We start from the raw sequence: 16,147 nt of genomic DNA, 5'->3' as shown, positions 1-16,147 counted from the left end.
AAACTCCAGCGTTTGCAACCAGCAATGGTTATGCGATGCTTCCCGCACCTCGACAAGGTGGAGAGGCGAAAACGGTATCCTGTAGCCCTTCCCACTCCTTAATGGTGTAGGTGTGCAGAGCCAATGCGTGCACGGTGGTGGAGAGTTCTTCCGTCAGCGTTCCGTAGATCATACGGTGACGATTGAGAAAGCGTTCTCCCGCGAAGCGATCGCTCACTAACACCACTTTGAAGTGGCTTTCAGAGCCCGCCGGCACATTGTGACGGTAGCTCTCGTCGACAACTTCGAGGAACACGGGGTTAAACGCTGTCCTTAGTTTTTCTTCGATCTGTTCACGTATCATCATGAAATTACTCCTCCGACAACGCTGAGATGTCACCCATCCCTTTAAATATTAGCCGCTTTTACCGCTCCCATTACAACATGACAACAATTATTTAGCTTTCGTCTGATTTACTCATTCAAACGGATGAAGTCCACTCTCACACTCATGCGTTTTACCTCTTGTGTCCGGAGAAAACGTAAAGTGTGGTCAGATTTCAGACAAGACGATGAATTTACATGCGTTGACCACTTCCCCTTGCCGTTGGCGATGTTATGATGGCGGCAAATTTTGTCTATAAATGCTTACGACTCGTTGAGAATCTGAAATGTTAAAAAAACTCTTCTTTCCGTTGGTAGCGCTTTTCATGCTGGCTGGCTGTGCCACTCCACCCACCACCATTGATGTCTCCCCGAAAATTAGTCTGCCGCAGCAGGATCCAAGTCTGATGGGTGTCACCGTGAGTATTAACGGGGCCGATCAGCGTCAGGATCAAGCACTGGCAAAAGTCACTCGTGACAATCAACAGGTTACATTGACGGCATCCCGCGACCTGCGCTTCCTGCTGCAGGAAGTGCTGGAGAAACAGATGACTGCGCGTGGCTATATGGTTGGCCCAAGCGGTGCCGTTGATCTGCAAATCATCGTCAACAATCTGTACGCCGATGTTTCTCAGGGTAACGTGCGTTATAACATCGCCACGAAAGCGGATATTGCTATCATCGCGACAGCCAAAAACGGCAACAAGATGAACAAGAACTACCGCGCGAGCTACACGATTGAAGGCGCGTTCCAGGCGTCAAACAAAAACATTGCTGACGCCGTCAATAGCGTGCTGACCGATACCATCGCCGATATGGCGCAGGACACCAGCATTCACGAATTCATCAAGCAGAACGCACGTTAATTCTGCACGCTGACCCGGCACTTCGCCGGGTCAGTTTCAGACACTCATGTCCAGTCACTATTTACGCATTTTCCAGCAACCTAAATCAGCGATTCTGCTGATCCTGGGTTTCGCCTCCGGTTTACCTCTGGCCCTCACTTCCGGCACGCTTCAGGCGTGGATGACGGTTGAGAATATCGATCTCAAAACGATCGGTTTCTTCTCGCTGGTCGGTCAGGCTTACGTCTTTAAGTTTCTGTGGTCGCCGGTGATGGACCGCTATACCCCGCCGTTTTTAGGGCGTCGTCGGGGCTGGTTAGTCATGACCCAGGTGCTGCTGTTGCTGGCGATTGCCGCAATGGGCTTCCTGGAACCGGCATCACAATTGCGCTGGATGGCCGCGCTGGCCGTTGTCATTGCCTTTTGCTCTGCTTCGCAGGATATCGTTTTTGATGCCTGGAAAACGGACGTATTACCCGCTGAAGAACGGGGCGCGGGTGCTGCAATCAGCGTTCTGGGCTATCGGCTGGGGATGCTGGTTTCCGGCGGATTAGCCCTGTGGCTCGCCGACAGGTATCTCGGCTGGCAGGGGATGTACTGGCTAATGGCCGCCCTGCTGTTGCCATGTATTATCGCCACTTTTTTCGCCCCGGAACCCAGCGATGTCATCCCCGTACCACGCTCTCTGGAGCAGGCCGTTGCCGAACCGCTGCGGGACTTCTTCGGGCGCAATAATGCCTGGTTGATTTTATTGCTGATCGTCCTTTACAAGCTTGGCGATGCGTTTGCCATGAGCCTGACCACCACCTTCCTCATCAGGGGCGTCGGATTCGATGCCGGTGAAGTGGGCATGGTGAACAAAACGCTGGGCTTGTTTGCGACGATTATTGGCGCTCTCTATGGCGGTGTATTGATGCAGCGCCTGACGCTATTCCGCGCACTGCTGATCTTCGGTATTTTACAGGGCATTTCTAATGCCGGTTACTGGCTGCTGTCCATCACAGACAAACAGATGATCAGCATGGCCACTGCGGTATTTTTTGAAAACTTATGCGGGGGGATGGGGACGGCGGCGTTTGTGGCGTTGCTCATGACGCTCTGTAATAAGTCTTTCTCTGCCACTCAGTTTGCTCTGCTTTCCGCGCTTTCTGCCGTGGGGCGTGTCTATGTTGGTCCTATCGCGGGCTGGTTTGTCGAAGCGCACGGCTGGCCGACGTTTTATCTCTTCTCGGTCTTTGCTGCCGTTCCCGGAATATTACTCCTGCTGGTGTGTCGCCGGACGCTGGAATATACCCAGCAAACAGATCATTTTATGCCGCGTACGGAATTCCAGAGCGCCTACCGTTTTGCACTGCGTTTACTGATGGCGGGTTGTCTGATGCTGGCGCTGTGGCTGGTGATGCTCATTATCAGTGCATCGACATCTCTTGAGCTTCCCTTCGACGCCCTGTTACTGGATGTCGGCGGGCTGCTGGCTGTGAGCGGAATTGTCACCGGTGGCATCCTCGATTATCTGGCGCTGCGCAAAACCCGGATGACCTGAAGCAAAAACCGAACGGTTATTTTCCGTTGTAATCACGCTTGTAAATTATAACGTCAAAATAACGGGCTGCGATGAAAAAAAATATTTGTTGTTTTGTGCTGGATAGCTTCCGGAAATTATTGGAACCTACACTGCTTCGCTATTTTTCATTAAACGATTCAGCCTTACCAAGATTAAATTTCCGTTCTTTAATTGTCTTTTTATTGATGCTTAATTGTTAATTATTTGTGTATTTTTAGCAATGGTTATACCAATTGCCCCTTTTAGGGTATCCTTGTACGCCCTTTCGTTATAACTCGCGCCACATGGGGCTTCTGTCTTAAGAATAGACATAATTTGCAACACATGTGACACGTGCGGCAGAACCCGGTAACACCTTCCTGACACAGGGCTAATGATGTTTACAGTAATGTAACCTTCCCGTAAAATGCCCCCACACTTTAAACGCCACCAGGTCCCCGTGGAATTGAGGTCGTTAAATGACACTTAGGAAATACAATAAAGGTTTGGGATGGTTGTCGTTATTTGCAGGCACTTTTTTACTCAGTGGCTGTGATTCTGCGCTTCTGGACCCCAAAGGACAGATTGGACTGGAACAACGCTCGCTGATTCTGACGGCCTTTGGCCTGATGATGATCGTCGTCATTCCTGCCATTTTGATGGCTGTTGGTTTCGCCTGGAAGTACCGTGCGAGCAATAAAGATGCGAAGTATAGCCCTAACTGGTCACACTCCAATAAAGTGGAAGCTGTGGTCTGGACGGTTCCTATTCTGATCATCCTGTTCCTTGCCGTGCTGACATGGAAAACCACTCACGCACTTGAGCCTAGCAAACCGCTGGTTCACGATGAAAAACCGATTACCATCGAAGTGGTCTCCATGGACTGGAAATGGTTCTTCATCTATCCGGAACAGGGCATTGCTACCGTGAATGAAATCGCCTTCCCGGCGAACACTCCGGTGCAGTTCAAAGTGACCTCTAACTCCGTGATGAACTCCTTCTTTATTCCGCGTCTGGGCAGCCAGATCTACGCGATGGCCGGTATGCAGACTAACCTGCACCTGATCGCGAATGAAGCAGGCACCTACGATGGTATCTCCGCCAGCTATAGTGGCCCGGGCTTCTCTGGTATGAAGTTCAAAGCTATCGCAACGCCGGACCGCGCCGCATTCGACCAGTGGGTCGCTAAAGCGAAGCAGTCACAAAACACCATGTCTGACATGGCGGCATTCGATAAAGTGGCGACACCTAGCGAATACAACAAGGTGGAATACTTCTCTAACGTGAAACCCGATTTGTTCAAAGATGTTATTGGCAAATTTATGGACCACGGCAAGAGCATGAACATGACTCAACCAGAAGGTGAGCACAGCTCGCACGAAGGTATGGAAGGCATGGACATGAGCCACGCGGAAACCTCTCACTAAGGGGCCGAGGAAGAAAATGTTCGGAAAATTGACACTGGATGCAGTTCCGTACCATGAACCTATTATCGTGGTTACGATTGCTGCAATTATCATTGGTGGCGCGGCCTTACTCGGCCTGATTACTTACTTCGGTAAGTGGAGCTACCTGTGGAATGAGTGGCTGACTTCGGTTGACCACAAAAAACTCGGCATCATGTACTGCATCGTCGGTATCGTCATGTTAATTCGTGGCTTTGCCGATGCGATTATGATGCGTAGCCAGCAGGCACTTGCTTCGGCAGGTGAAGCGGGCTTCTTGCCGCCGCACCACTACGACCAGATCTTTACCGCGCACGGCGTGATCATGATCTTCTTCGTGGCGATGCCGCTGGTTATCGGTCTGATGAACGTGGTTGTGCCGCTGCAAATCGGCGCGCGCGACGTCGCGTTCCCGTTCCTGAACAACCTGAGCTTCTGGTTCACAGTTGTCGGCGTTATCCTGGTTAACCTGTCACTGGGTGTGGGCGAATTCGCACAGACCGGCTGGCTGGCTTATCCGCCGCTATCGGGAATTGAATACAGTCCAGGCGTAGGCGTCGATTACTGGATTTGGGCGATTCAGCTCTCCGGTATCGGTACGACCCTGACCGGTATTAACTTCTTCGTGACCATTATCAAGATGCGTGCCCCAGGCATGACCATGTTCAAGATGCCAGTATTTACCTGGGCATCTCTGTGCGCCAACATCCTGATTATCGCGTCATTCCCAATTCTGACGGTTACCGTCGCGTTGCTGACCCTGGATCGTTATCTGGGCACCCATTTCTTCACCAATGATATGGGCGGCAACATGATGATGTACATCAACCTGATTTGGGCATGGGGTCACCCGGAAGTGTACATCCTGGTTCTGCCGGTCTTCGGTGTGTTCTCCGAAATCGCCGCAACCTTCTCGCGTAAACGCCTGTTTGGTTACACCTCTCTGGTGTGGGCAACCGTGTGTATTACCGTCCTGTCGTTCATCGTTTGGCTGCACCACTTCTTCACCATGGGTGCGGGCGCGAACGTAAACGCCTTCTTCGGTATTACCACCATGATTATCGCCATCCCGACAGGGGTGAAGATCTTCAACTGGCTGTTCACCATGTACCAGGGCCGTATTGTGTTTCACTCAGCCATGCTGTGGACCATCGGCTTCATCGTCACCTTCTCTGTGGGTGGTATGACCGGCGTTCTGCTGGCGGTACCAGGTGCTGACTTTGTTCTGCACAACAGTCTGTTCCTGATTGCGCACTTCCATAACGTTATCATCGGCGGCGTCGTCTTCGGCTGCTTCGCTGGCGTAACCTACTGGTGGCCAAAAGCGTTTGGCTTCACGCTGAACGAAACCTGGGGTAAACGCGCATTCTGGCTGTGGATCGTTGGCTTCTTCGTCGCATTCATGCCGCTGTACGTGCTGGGCTTCATGGGGATGACCCGTCGCCTGAGCCAGCAGATTGATCCTCAGTTCCACCCGATGCTGGTTGTTGCAGCCTGTGGTGCGGTACTGATTGCAATGGGTATCGCATGTCAGCTGATTCAGTTCTACGTGTCTATTCGCGACCGCGAGCAGAACCGTGACCTGACCGGTGACCCATGGGGTGGCCGTACGCTGGAGTGGGCAACCTCTTCCCCGCCTCCGTTCTATAACTTTGCCATTGTGCCGCAGATCCATGAGCGCGACGCATTCTGGGAAATGAAAGAAAAAGGCGAAGCGTACAAGCAACCTGAGCATTACGAAGAGATCCACATGCCGAAAAACAGCGGCGCGGGCATTGTTATTGCCGCTTTCGCTACGGTATTTGGCTTCGCCATGATCTGGCACATCTGGTGGCTAGCGATCGCGAGCTTCGCTGGCGTGATCATTAGCTGGATTGTGAAGAGCTTTGACGAGGACGTGGACTACTACGTACCAGTCCGTGAAGTCGAAAAACTGGAAAACCAGCATTTCGATGAGATTTCTAAAGCGGGGCTGAAAAATGGCAACTGATACTTTGGCGCACTCAACTGCCCATGCGCATGACCACGCGCACCACGATACAGGACCGATGAAAGTCTTCGGTTTCTGGATCTACCTGATGAGCGACTGCATTCTGTTTTGCTGTCTGTTCGCGACCTATGCCGTTCTGGTGAACGGCACTGCAGGCGGCCCGACCGGCAAAGACATTTTCGAACTGCCGTTCGTTCTGGTAGAAACCGCACTGCTGCTGTTCAGCTCCATCACCTACGGCATGGCGGCTATCGCCATGTACAAGAACAACAAGAGCCAGGTTGTCTCCTGGCTGGCGTTGACCTGGCTGTTTGGTGCTGGCTTTATCGGGATGGAAATCTATGAATTCCATCACCTGATTGCTGAAGGCATGGGCCCGGATCGCAGTGGCTTCCTGTCGGCGTTCTTCGCGCTGGTCGGGACTCACGGTCTGCACGTGACATCGGGTCTTATCTGGATGGCAGTGCTGATGTTCCAGGTTTATCGTCGTGGCCTGACCAATACTAACCGCACCCGTATCATGTGTCTGAGCCTGTTCTGGCACTTCCTGGACGTGGTGTGGATCTGCGTGTTCTCGGTTGTCTATCTGATGGGGGCGATGTAATGAGTCACACTAACGATCATGGCGCTTCCCACGGTAGCGTAAAAACCTACATGACAGGTTTTATCCTGTCGATCATCCTGACGGTGATCCCGTTCTGGATGGTGATGAGCGGTTCTGCTTCTCACGCGGCTATTCTGGGTACTATCCTGGTGACCGCTGTGGTTCAGATTCTGGTGCATCTGGTTTGCTTCCTGCACATGAACACCAAATCCGATGAGGGCTGGAACATGACGGCCTTTATCTTTACCGTGATTATCATCGCTATCCTTGTAGTCGGTTCCATCTGGATCATGTGGAACCTGAACTACAACATGATGGTTCACTAAGAGCGGCGAGTATGTTTAAGCAATACCTGCAAGTAACGAAACCAGGCATCATCTTTGGCAACCTGATCTCCGTGATCGGAGGGTTCCTGCTGGCCTCTAAGGGCAGCATTGACTACACCCTCTTTGCATCCACGCTGATTGGGGTGTCACTGGTGGTTGCGTCCGGTTGTGTATTTAACAACTACATCGACATGGATATCGACAGGAAGATGGAAAGGACCAAGAATCGGGTGCTTGTCAAAGGCCTGATGTCTCCTGCCGTCTCGCTGGTGTACGCCACCTTGCTGGGCTTTGCTGGCTTTATGCTGCTGTGGTTTGGCGCCAATCCTCTGGCCTGCTGGCTGGGGGTGATGGGGTTTGTGGTCTATGTGGGCATTTACAGCCTGTATATGAAGCGCCACTCCGTCTACGGTACGCTGATTGGTTCTCTCTCCGGTGCTGCGCCGCCGGTGATTGGCTACTGCGCCGTCACGAATCAGTTCGACAGCGGTGCGCTTATCCTGCTGGCTATCTTTAGCCTGTGGCAGATGCCGCACTCCTACGCCATTGCGATTTTCCGCTTTAAGGATTATCAGGCAGCGAACATCCCGGTTCTGCCGGTTGTAAAAGGCATTTCAGTTGCCAAGAATCACATCACGCTGTACATCATCGCCTTTGCCGTGGCGACGCTGATGCTCTCTCTGGGTGGTTACGCCGGATATAAATATCTGGTCGTGGCTGCTGCGGTGAGCGTCTGGTGGCTCGGCATGGCGCTGCGCGGTTACAAAGTGGAAGATGACAAAGTCTGGGCACGTAAGCTGTTTGTGTTCTCCATTGTCGCCATCACTTCACTGTCCGTCATGATGTCCGTGGACTTTATGGTGCCGGATTCACATAGTCTGCTGACTTACGTCTGGTAAGAAATCACAGACCAAAAAAAGGGTGCTTCGGCACCCTTTTTTATTCGCTGAACTCATTAATCACGCATGTAATATTTGTTAAATAACCCTTTGTTTACCCCGTCCCCTCCCCACACTACACTAGTGTCTGCTTTTGAACTGAGGTGGTAATGAACGATTATAAAATGACACCAGGCGAACTGCGCGCGACCTGGGGTTTAGGGACTGTTTTCTCACTGCGCATGCTCGGCATGTTTATGGTCCTGCCTGTTCTGACCACGTATGGTATGGCTCTGCAGGGTGCCAGCGAAGCGCTTATCGGTCTGGCGATCGGGATTTACGGTCTGGCGCAGGCTATCTTTCAGATTCCCTTTGGCTTGCTCTCCGATCGCGTGGGCCGAAAGCCGCTGATTGTCGGCGGGTTGCTCATTTTTGTTCTCGGTAGCGTCATTGCTGCTCTGTCGGACTCTATCTGGGGCATTATTCTGGGCCGTGCCCTGCAAGGTTCTGGCGCCATTGCCGCTGCGGTGATGGCGCTGCTGTCCGATTTAACCCGCGAACAGAATCGCACCAAAGCGATGGCGTTTATTGGCGTCAGTTTCGGCGTCACCTTTGCTATCGCGATGGTGCTTGGGCCGATCATTACTCATAAACTGGGTCTCAATGCCCTGTTCTGGATGATTGCCGTGCTGGCGACGATCGGCATTGCGCTGACGATTTGGGTCGTGCCGGACAGCAAAAACCATGTGCTGAACCGCGAGTCAGGCATGGTCAAAGGCTGCTTTAGCAAGGTCATTGTCGAGCCGCGATTGCTGAAGCTGAACTTCGGCATTATGTGTTTGCACATCCTGTTGATGTCCACGTTCGTTGCCCTGCCCGGCCAACTGGCTGCTGCCGGATTCCCGGCTGCTGAGCACTGGAAAATTTATCTGGTGACGATGCTGATCTCTTTCGTCTCCGTCGTACCGTTTATCATCTACGCCGAAGTAAAACGCCGCATGAAGCGCGTATTCCTCGGCTGCGTGGCGCTGTTATTAATCGCAGAAATTGTGCTGTGGGGCTCCGGCCCGCACTTCTGGGAGCTGGTCCTGGGCGTACAGCTGTTCTTCCTTGCTTTCAACTTGATGGAAGCCCTGCTGCCGTCGCTGATCAGCAAAGAATCACCCGCGGGCTATAAAGGAACGGCGATGGGGATATACTCCACCAGCCAGTTTCTTGGCGTGGCCATTGGCGGTTCGCTCGGCGGCTGGGTCGACGGATTGTTTGATTCTCAAACCGTATTTTTGGCCGGCGCGCTGCTGGCGATGGTCTGGCTGCTGGTGGCCAGCACCATGAAAGAGCCGCGTTATGTCAGCAGTCTGCGGGTTGAAATCCCGGAGGATGTTGAAATCAGCGATGCACTGAAACAGCGCCTGGAAGCGACGGAGGGGATAAGCGAAGTGTTTATCGTACCGGAGGAGCGCAGCGCGTACGTCAAAATAGACAGCAAACTGACCAATCGCTTTGAAGTTGAGCAGGCGATAAAAGCCTGAAAAAATGCCCGGTTAAACCGGGCATTTTCGTATTAATCGCGGAAGTTTTTAAACTGGAACGGTTGTCCCAAATCGCCGCCACGTACCAGCGCCATAACAGACTGCAGGTCATCGCGCGCTTTGCCGGTGACACGAATCTCTTCACCCTGGATTTGCGCCTGCACTTTCAGCTTACTGTCTTTGATAAGCTTTACGATTTTCTTCTGCATCGCGCTCTCAATGCCCTGCTTGAGTTTCGCTTCCACAAACCAGGTTTTGCCGCTGTGTACAAACTCTTCCGGCACATCGAGGGAAGTCCCTTCAATGCCGCGTTTTAACAGCTTCGCGCGCAGAATATCAAGCAGCTGGTTGACCTGGAAATCAGACTCACTCAACACCTTAATGGTCTTATTTGCGTCGTTCAGCTCAAAACTAGCCTCAACGCCACGAAAATCGAAACGTGACTCAACTTCACGGCTTGCGTTATCAACGCCGTTACGGACTTCCTGGATATCAACTTCTGAAACAATATCGAAAGATGGCATCTTTTCTTCTCCCTTCACTTTTGTTGCGTTGCATAATACCCGCAACGAAGCATAACTCAACAGAAGCTTAGCTGACGGCGCTATACTTAAGCGATACGCCTGGCGCAGTTGCAGGTGAGGAGGAACAATGAAAATTACTGTGCTCGGATGCGGAGCCCTTGGCCAACTTTGGCTCACCGCATTGTGCAAACATGGACACGAGGTACAAGGCTGGCTGCGCGTTGCCCAGCCGTATTGCAGTGTAAACCTGATTAATGAAGATGGCAGTCTCTTTAACGAATCGCTCACCGCCAACGACCCGGATTTTCTGGCGAAGAGCGATCTGCTGCTGGTCACACTAAAGGCCTGGCAGGTCTCTGATGCGGTCAAATCGCTGGCGGCTATCCTTCCTCGCACCACGCCAATTTTGCTGTTGCATAACGGCATGGGAACTATCGACGAACTAAAATCCATCCATCAGCCCCTGCTGATGGCCACCACCACTCAGGCGGCCCGTCGCGACGGTAACATCATTGTTCACGTCGCCAGCGGTGTCACCCATATTGGTCCGGCGCGCGAGCAGGACGGCGACTATAGCTACCTGGCAGACGTTCTGCAAAAAGTGCTTCCTGACGTCGCCTGGCACAATAATATCCGTCCACAGCTGTGGCGTAAGCTGGCGGTGAGCTGTGTTATCAACCCGCTAACGGCGCTGTGGAATTGCCCGAATGGCGAGCTTAAAAACCATCCCGTGGAAGTGGCGGCCCTGTGTGCCGAACTGGCCGCAGTGATTGAGCGCGAAGGCATACATACCTCCACGGAAGATGTACGCTATTATGTCGAGCAGGTCATTGAAAGCACGGCAGAAAATATGTCGTCGATGCTGCAGGATATCCGCGCACTGCGGCATACCGAAATCGACTACATCACGGGCTATCTGCTCAGACGAGCCAGAACGCACGGCATCAGCGTACCGGAAAATGCCCGCCTGTATGACATGGTAAAACGTAAGGAGAATGAGTATGAGCGCGTCGGCACTGGTATGCCTCGCCCCTGGTAGCGAAGAGACTGAAGCCGTCACCACCATTGATTTACTGGTGCGCGGCGGAATTAACGTCACCACGGCCAGCGTGGCAAGCGACGGCAATCTGGCGATCACCTGCTCGCGCGGCGTGAAAATTCTGGCTGATGCACCGCTGGTAGAAGTGGCTGATGGCGATTACGACGTCATCGTACTGCCGGGCGGCCTGAAAGGCGCAGAGTGTTTTCGCGACAGTCCGCTGCTGGTCGAAACCGTCAGGCAGTTTCATCTTTCCGGGCGTCTGGTCGCCACTATTTGCGCCGCGGCGGGAACCGTGCTGATTCCTCATCAGATTTTCCCGATCGGCAATATGACCGGTTTCCCCGCCCTGAAAGACCGCATTCCTCCGGATCAATGGGTCGATAAACGCGTGGTCTGGGACCCGCGAGTCAACCTGCTCACCAGCCAGGGGCCAGGGACATCCATTGATTTCGCCCTCAAAATTATCGATTTGCTCGTGGGGCGCGAAAAAGCCTATGAAGTCGCATCATCGCTGGTGATCGCGGCGGGGATCTATAACTACTACGAAGCGTAAACTCGCACTGATTTTCCCCTCAGGCTGGCCCCGCGCCGGCCTTTATTTTCTCTGCCGATAATTGCGGCGGCAATCACACTTCTTATCTTTCTTTCTGACACTGATTATCATCGCGCCCTTTTTCACGAATTAAACCTGTGTATTTTCATCTAGATACGAATTCCCCTCATCCATTCCCCCCGGTTTGACAGCCGTAGGCTTCCGTGAAAGACTCACCTCAACTGGCATATACCAGTTAAACACTTCGCCCACTAAAGCGGTCTGGAAACGAATAATGGCGAAGAACAGAAATCTCTTCTGGAGTAAGCAATGTGATTACATTTCTTGAGAACAGAGTCATTCCTGTCCTGATTCGCGTCGGTGAAAATAAAATCCTGGTGGCAGTGCGTAACGGCATCGCCCTGACGCTCCCCTTTACCATTACCGGCAGTCTGTTTCTGATCCTCGCGAATTTACCGATTCCGGGCTGGATCGACTGGCTTGGCCCCTATGCCGAGAAGCTCAGCGCGCCGGTTGCCGTGACCTTCGGCGCTATCGGGCTGATTTCGGCCATCGGCATCAGCTACAACCTGGCGAAAGAGTACAGTCTCAACGCCTTAACCTGCGCCATCGTTACGATGGTGGTCTTTTTACTGGCCCAGCTTAACGATAAGTACCAGCTCAATGTCGATAATCTGGGCGCCGCCGGGCTTTTCTCCGCCATTATCCTGTCGATTCTGACGGTGCAAATTGTCCGTTTCTTTATTCATCATAATGTGGTGATTAAACTGCCCGATGGCGTTCCCCCTGCCGTCGCGCAGTCTTTTGCAAGCCTGATCCCGGCGGCGGTGGCGATCGCGCTTATCTGGTTCGTCCGGGTCATTCTTAACTTCGATATTAATCACTTCTTTACGCTGATTCTCAGCCCGCTGGTCACCGGCTTAGGATCGCTCCCCGGTATGCTGGTGTTAATCTTCTTGATCTCGCTGCTGTGGTGTTGCGGTATTCACGGCGACAACGTGCTCTCTGGTATCACCGCGCCCATCTTCCTGAAATATATCGCCGAAAATACCCAGGCCTATTTGCACCACCAGCCTATTCCGCACATTACCGCCGACGGATTTTATATCGTCTTTATGTGTCTCGGCGGCACAGGCGCGACGCTGGGGTTAGTGATGGCGATGATGCGCTCGCGCAGCAAGCTGTATAAATCGGTCGGCAAACTCTCTTTGCCCTCTGCGGTATTTTGCATCAATGAGCCGGTGATATTTGGCTGCCCGATTGTCTTTAACCCGTTACTGATGATCCCCTTCACCCTCACCCCGATGATTCTCTGTATTTCGACCTATGCGCTGATGTATTTCGACATTATTGGCCGCCCGGTACTGCAAATTCCCTGGACCATGCCGCCGATTTTGGCCGCCTGGTTTGTCACCGGAGGCAATATTCCTGCCGTGATTTGGTCGGCCTGCACGATTGTCATTTCAGTCCTCGTCTGGCTGCCGTTTTTTAAACTCGCAGAACGCAAACAGCTAGAAACAGAAGCGGCGGAAGAACACTCCCGCCGTGAAGCCGAAAAACTCCCCGATCCCATCTTGTAAAAAGGATTCACGATGAAAAAGCTCAAAATTGTCACGATTGGTGGTGGCTCAAGCTATACGCCGGAATTGATCGATGGATTTATCAAACGCTACGACGAACTCCCGGTCACCGATTTTTACCTGCTGGATATTGAAGAAGGGAGAGAGAAGCTGGAAATTGTCGGCAAGCTCGCCCAGCGCATGGTGGCACAAGCGTGTATTCCGATGAATATTCACCTGACGCTGGATCGCGAAGCGGCGCTGAAAGATGCCGATTTTGTGACCACCCAGCTGCGCGTCGGCTTCCTGGATGCGCGCATTAACGATGAGAAAATCCCGCTGAAATACGGTGTGCTGGGTCAGGAAACCACGGGGCCAGGCGGTTTTATGAAAGCGCAGCGCACCATTCCCTTGCTGCTGGATATCTGCAAGGCGATGGAAAAATGGTGTCCGAACGCGTGGCTGATCAACTTCACTAACCCGGCGGGTATCGTGACCGAAGCCATCACTCGCCACTCCGCAATTAAAACCATCGGGATTTGCAGCGGCGCGAACAGCATGATGATGGACATCGCCAAAGCCTACGACGTCAGCAAAGCGGATATTTACGCGCGTATCATCGGCCTCAACCATCTGATCTTTGCCGATAAAATTTACGTAAAGGGTGACGATTGCACCGATGATTTTATTGAAAAACTGGCTGTCGGCAGCGCCAACAACTCGCTGAAAAATATCCCGGATATCGGCTTTACCGCGCGCTTCGCCCGCGCGCTGCACATGTATCCGATCTCCTATCTGAAGTATTACTTCCTGACCCGCGAAATGACGGAAACGGCTATCCGCGATTCGGCGAATAAAGGCACGCGCGGCGAGCAAACGCGTGAAATCGAGCGCAAACTGTTTGAGCTTTATCAGGATCCGAATCTGAACCACAAGCCGAAAGAGCTGGAGCAGCGCGGCGGCGCGTGGTACTCCGACACGGCTTGCTCCATCATCAGCTCGATTTTCAACGATAAAAAAGAAGTGCACGTGGTCAACACGGTCAACAATGGCGCGACGCCAGATCTGCCGGATCACGTCACCCTGGAAACCAATGCCGTCATTGATAAAAACGGCGCTCATCCGCTGGCCTACGGCCGACTGCCGGTGAAAATTCGCGGATTGATCCAGAGCGTCAAAGCCTACGAAGAACTGACCGTCGAGGCCGCCGTCACCGGAGACTATGCCACCGCCCTGCTGGCGTTGAGCATCAACCCCATTGTGCCCTCCGCCGCCATTGCCGAGCAGATCCTCGATGAGTATCTGGAAGTCAACCACGCCTATTTACCGCAATACACAAAACGCTAAGGAACTGCGATGAACGTTGAAATTGTTGAAGATTATCGGACGCTCAGCGCCACTGTGGCCCAGCGTGTGATCGACGCCGTTACGCGCAAACCGGATGCCCTGATCTGCATTGCCGGGGGCGATACGCCGCTGGGGGTGTTTGATGCTCTCGTTCGTGCCAGCGAAGAAGGGAAAGTGGATTTTTCCCGCGCGGCGTTTGTCGGTCTGGACGAATGGCTGGGGCTGGGAAAAGCCGATAAGGGCAGCTGTCGTGAGATGGTCTGGGGGCATTTCTTCAGCCGCCTGACGTTGCGGGATGAACAAATCTGCTTCTTTGACGGCTTAACAGCCGATCCGGCGCAGGAGTGCCGCCGGGTCGATCGTTTTATCGCGGGCCACGGGGGCATTGATATCATCGTGCTGGGCATCGGTATGAATGGTCATATCGGCTTTAATGAGCCAGGCGCGGCGCGGGATACGGAGTGTCACGTAGTCGATCTGGATGACGTCACCCGCTCTGTTTCTGTGAAATACTTTGGTCAGGCGCGCGACGTGAAACAAGGGATTTCCCTGGGGATGAAAACGATTCTGGCAGCGAAATCAGTGGTAGTGATGGCAAGCGGGGAGAAAAAGGCTCCTGTGTTAGCGCAAATCCTGCGCTCAGATATTGACGCGAATATCCCGGCGACCCTGTTGAAAGCCCATCCGCAGGTGCAAATGCTGGTAGATAAAGCCGCTGCGGCTCAGATTTAACCGCTCCGACAGGCGCGCTTGCGCCTGTCATCTCTCAATACGTAGATTCTTGACCCGGAACAGATCCGCACGGTTGTAGCTAATCGAATAGTTAAAGGCTTTTTTATCACTCAGGCGGGTGACTTCCGTAATTTTCAGCATCGCCTGCCCCGGTGTAATCTCCAGCAGCGCGGCCAGTTCGCGGTCGAAGAGTGCCGCTTCGATTAACGAATCCGCATCGCTAATTTTTTTTCCGGTGTACTCTTCGATATAGCCATACAGCGATCCCTTTTCCAGAACGGACTGGGGAATCGCCGCGATCGTTTGCACCGGAATATTAGTGTCTTCGACCAGAACGGGTTGACCATCCAGAAGACGCACACGGCGGATAAACCAGACGTCGTCGCCGGGCTTAATCTCAAGGTGTTGCGCCAGCGAGGGATCGGCCTGAATAGTCGTGAAGGTGATTAAGCGGCTGGTGACATTCACCCGTCCCTGGAATTCGCGAGAAAACCCCAGAATGCTGTCGCTCTTTTCATTATTGAGAATATAAATATTGCTGGCGGTATTTTTCAGCACAAACATGCCCTTGCCATGAATGCGCTCGATGTACCCTTCCTGAACCAGATTCGCCATCGCCTTTTGCACCGTCACCCGCGTCACGTGATACACGCTGGCAAGATCGCGCTCGGACGGAATGCTTTCCCCGATTTTATATTTCTGCTCGAGAATATCCTTTTTTATCTTCTCTTTGATTTCCAGGTATTTATGCATGCTACCCTCGCGGCTTCCTGACGGATCGTTACTTTACCATTACTCACTGATTTGCAGATAAAAAAAAGCCGGGTGGCGACTTCGCCCTACCCGGCCTGATTTGCGCAGCGC

Annotated in this window: 16 protein-coding genes; 13 read left to right on the top strand and 3 right to left on the bottom strand. The window is 52.8% G+C overall.

Features of this window, described 5'->3' with window-relative positions:
• Positions 1 to 28: 28 nt before the first annotated feature.
• Entirely contained in the window at positions 29 to 346 is a 318-nt protein-coding gene (gene bolA / locus SOM82_RS04860; RefSeq protein ID WP_154127630.1) for a transcriptional regulator BolA, read from the bottom strand.
• A gap of 304 nt (positions 347 to 650) precedes the next feature.
• On the opposite strand from bolA, the gene SOM82_RS04855 reads away from it, so the two are divergent.
• The 8 genes from SOM82_RS04855 to SOM82_RS04820 all read left to right on the top strand — a co-directional run bounded on the left by SOM82_RS04855 (position 651) and on the right by SOM82_RS04820 (position 9,526).
• Positions 651 to 1,229: a lipoprotein gene (locus SOM82_RS04855; RefSeq protein WP_154127629.1), complete on the top strand. Its 579-nt coding sequence runs from the start codon at positions 651 to 653 to the stop codon at positions 1,227 to 1,229.
• A gap of 46 nt (positions 1,230 to 1,275) precedes the next feature.
• Entirely contained in the window at positions 1,276 to 2,751 is a 1,476-nt protein-coding gene (ampG, locus tag SOM82_RS04850) for a muropeptide MFS transporter AmpG (protein WP_320460185.1), read from the top strand.
• Positions 2,752 to 3,230: 479 nt separating this feature from the next.
• A complete protein-coding gene (gene cyoA / locus SOM82_RS04845; protein WP_154127627.1) occupies positions 3,231 to 4,178 on the top strand; it encodes a cytochrome o ubiquinol oxidase subunit II in 948 nt (315 codons plus the stop codon).
• A 16-nt stretch (positions 4,179 to 4,194) separates the two neighbouring features.
• Positions 4,195 to 6,186 (top strand): cytochrome o ubiquinol oxidase subunit I, encoded by a 1,992-nt coding sequence (cyoB, locus tag SOM82_RS04840; RefSeq protein ID WP_100777409.1) that lies wholly within the window; start codon positions 4,195 to 4,197, stop codon positions 6,184 to 6,186.
• Complete coding sequence (locus SOM82_RS04835) at positions 6,176 to 6,790, top strand: cytochrome o ubiquinol oxidase subunit III (RefSeq protein WP_154127626.1); 615 nt, start codon at positions 6,176 to 6,178, stop codon at positions 6,788 to 6,790. Before cyoB ends, SOM82_RS04835 begins: the two co-directional genes overlap by 11 nt.
• On the top strand, positions 6,790 to 7,116 hold the full coding sequence (locus SOM82_RS04830) for a cytochrome o ubiquinol oxidase subunit IV (RefSeq protein WP_154127625.1): 327 nt from the start codon (positions 6,790 to 6,792) through the stop codon (positions 7,114 to 7,116). Before SOM82_RS04835 ends, SOM82_RS04830 begins: the two co-directional genes overlap by 1 nt.
• A gap of 11 nt (positions 7,117 to 7,127) precedes the next feature.
• Positions 7,128 to 8,015 (top strand): heme o synthase, encoded by an 888-nt coding sequence (cyoE, locus tag SOM82_RS04825; protein ID WP_320460186.1) that lies wholly within the window; start codon positions 7,128 to 7,130, stop codon positions 8,013 to 8,015.
• A gap of 149 nt (positions 8,016 to 8,164) precedes the next feature.
• Positions 8,165 to 9,526: an MFS transporter gene (locus SOM82_RS04820; protein WP_320460187.1), complete on the top strand. Its 1,362-nt coding sequence runs from the start codon at positions 8,165 to 8,167 to the stop codon at positions 9,524 to 9,526.
• A 32-nt stretch (positions 9,527 to 9,558) separates the two neighbouring features.
• On the opposite strand, the gene SOM82_RS04815 is transcribed toward SOM82_RS04820, so the two are convergent.
• The gene (locus tag SOM82_RS04815; protein WP_320460188.1) at positions 9,559 to 10,050 is read right to left on the bottom strand and encodes a YajQ family cyclic di-GMP-binding protein; all 492 of its coding nucleotides are present in this window, start codon (positions 10,048 to 10,050) and stop codon (positions 9,559 to 9,561) included.
• A gap of 127 nt (positions 10,051 to 10,177) precedes the next feature.
• Between SOM82_RS04815 and panE the strand changes: the two genes are divergently transcribed.
• The 5 genes from panE to SOM82_RS04790 all read left to right on the top strand — a co-directional run bounded on the left by panE (position 10,178) and on the right by SOM82_RS04790 (position 15,283).
• Positions 10,178 to 11,089, top strand: coding sequence for a 2-dehydropantoate 2-reductase (panE, locus tag SOM82_RS04810; RefSeq protein WP_320460189.1), 912 nt, complete (start codon positions 10,178 to 10,180; stop codon positions 11,087 to 11,089).
• On the top strand, positions 11,052 to 11,645 hold the full coding sequence (yajL, locus tag SOM82_RS04805) for a protein deglycase YajL (RefSeq protein WP_154127620.1): 594 nt from the start codon (positions 11,052 to 11,054) through the stop codon (positions 11,643 to 11,645). Before panE ends, yajL begins: the two co-directional genes overlap by 38 nt.
• A gap of 311 nt (positions 11,646 to 11,956) precedes the next feature.
• Entirely contained in the window at positions 11,957 to 13,225 is a 1,269-nt protein-coding gene (locus SOM82_RS04800) for a PTS sugar transporter subunit IIC (protein WP_320460190.1), read from the top strand.
• A gap of 12 nt (positions 13,226 to 13,237) precedes the next feature.
• Positions 13,238 to 14,551, top strand: a complete 1,314-nt coding sequence (locus tag SOM82_RS04795; RefSeq protein WP_320460191.1) for a 6-phospho-beta-glucosidase — start codon at positions 13,238 to 13,240, stop codon at positions 14,549 to 14,551.
• 9 nt (positions 14,552 to 14,560) lie between these two features.
• The gene (locus SOM82_RS04790; RefSeq protein ID WP_320460192.1) at positions 14,561 to 15,283 is read left to right on the top strand and encodes a glucosamine-6-phosphate deaminase; all 723 of its coding nucleotides are present in this window, start codon (positions 14,561 to 14,563) and stop codon (positions 15,281 to 15,283) included.
• Positions 15,284 to 15,310: 27 nt separating this feature from the next.
• Here the strand turns inward: SOM82_RS04790 and SOM82_RS04785 are convergent, their stop codons facing one another.
• The gene (locus SOM82_RS04785; protein ID WP_320460193.1) at positions 15,311 to 16,036 is read right to left on the bottom strand and encodes a GntR family transcriptional regulator; all 726 of its coding nucleotides are present in this window, start codon (positions 16,034 to 16,036) and stop codon (positions 15,311 to 15,313) included.
• Positions 16,037 to 16,147: the final 111 nt, after the last annotated feature.

The sequence above is a fragment of the Lelliottia sp. CFBP8978 genome, assembly GCF_034046055.2.
Taxonomy (GTDB): Bacteria; Pseudomonadota; Gammaproteobacteria; order Enterobacterales; family Enterobacteriaceae; genus Enterobacter.
Note: the sequence above shows the minus strand (reverse complement) of the source record. Positions and strands in the feature narration are given on the sequence as shown.

Excerpts from the sequence above, each read along its gene's own strand:
- bolA (WP_154127630.1), bottom strand. The coding sequence starts at position 346 with ATGATGATACGTGAACAGATCGAAGAAAAACTAAGGACAGCGTTTAAC.
- cyoA (WP_154127627.1), top strand. The coding sequence starts at position 3,231 with ATGACACTTAGGAAATACAATAAAGGTTTGGGATGGTTGTCGTTATTT.
- panE (WP_320460189.1), top strand. The coding sequence starts at position 10,178 with ATGAAAATTACTGTGCTCGGATGCGGAGCCCTTGGCCAACTTTGGCTC.
- SOM82_RS04815 (WP_320460188.1), bottom strand. The coding sequence starts at position 10,050 with ATGCCATCTTTCGATATTGTTTCAGAAGTTGATATCCAGGAAGTCCGT.
- SOM82_RS04795 (WP_320460191.1), top strand. The coding sequence starts at position 13,238 with ATGAAAAAGCTCAAAATTGTCACGATTGGTGGTGGCTCAAGCTATACG.
- cyoB (WP_100777409.1), top strand. The coding sequence starts at position 4,195 with ATGTTCGGAAAATTGACACTGGATGCAGTTCCGTACCATGAACCTATT.
- SOM82_RS04785 (WP_320460193.1), bottom strand. The coding sequence starts at position 16,036 with ATGCATAAATACCTGGAAATCAAAGAGAAGATAAAAAAGGATATTCTC.
- yajL (WP_154127620.1), top strand. The coding sequence starts at position 11,052 with ATGAGCGCGTCGGCACTGGTATGCCTCGCCCCTGGTAGCGAAGAGACT.
- SOM82_RS04855 (WP_154127629.1), top strand. The coding sequence starts at position 651 with ATGTTAAAAAAACTCTTCTTTCCGTTGGTAGCGCTTTTCATGCTGGCT.
- SOM82_RS04830 (WP_154127625.1), top strand. The coding sequence starts at position 6,790 with ATGAGTCACACTAACGATCATGGCGCTTCCCACGGTAGCGTAAAAACC.
- cyoE (WP_320460186.1), top strand. The coding sequence starts at position 7,128 with ATGTTTAAGCAATACCTGCAAGTAACGAAACCAGGCATCATCTTTGGC.
- SOM82_RS04820 (WP_320460187.1), top strand. The coding sequence starts at position 8,165 with ATGAACGATTATAAAATGACACCAGGCGAACTGCGCGCGACCTGGGGT.
- SOM82_RS04835 (WP_154127626.1), top strand. The coding sequence starts at position 6,176 with ATGGCAACTGATACTTTGGCGCACTCAACTGCCCATGCGCATGACCAC.
- SOM82_RS04790 (WP_320460192.1), top strand. The coding sequence starts at position 14,561 with ATGAACGTTGAAATTGTTGAAGATTATCGGACGCTCAGCGCCACTGTG.
- ampG (WP_320460185.1), top strand. The coding sequence starts at position 1,276 with ATGTCCAGTCACTATTTACGCATTTTCCAGCAACCTAAATCAGCGATT.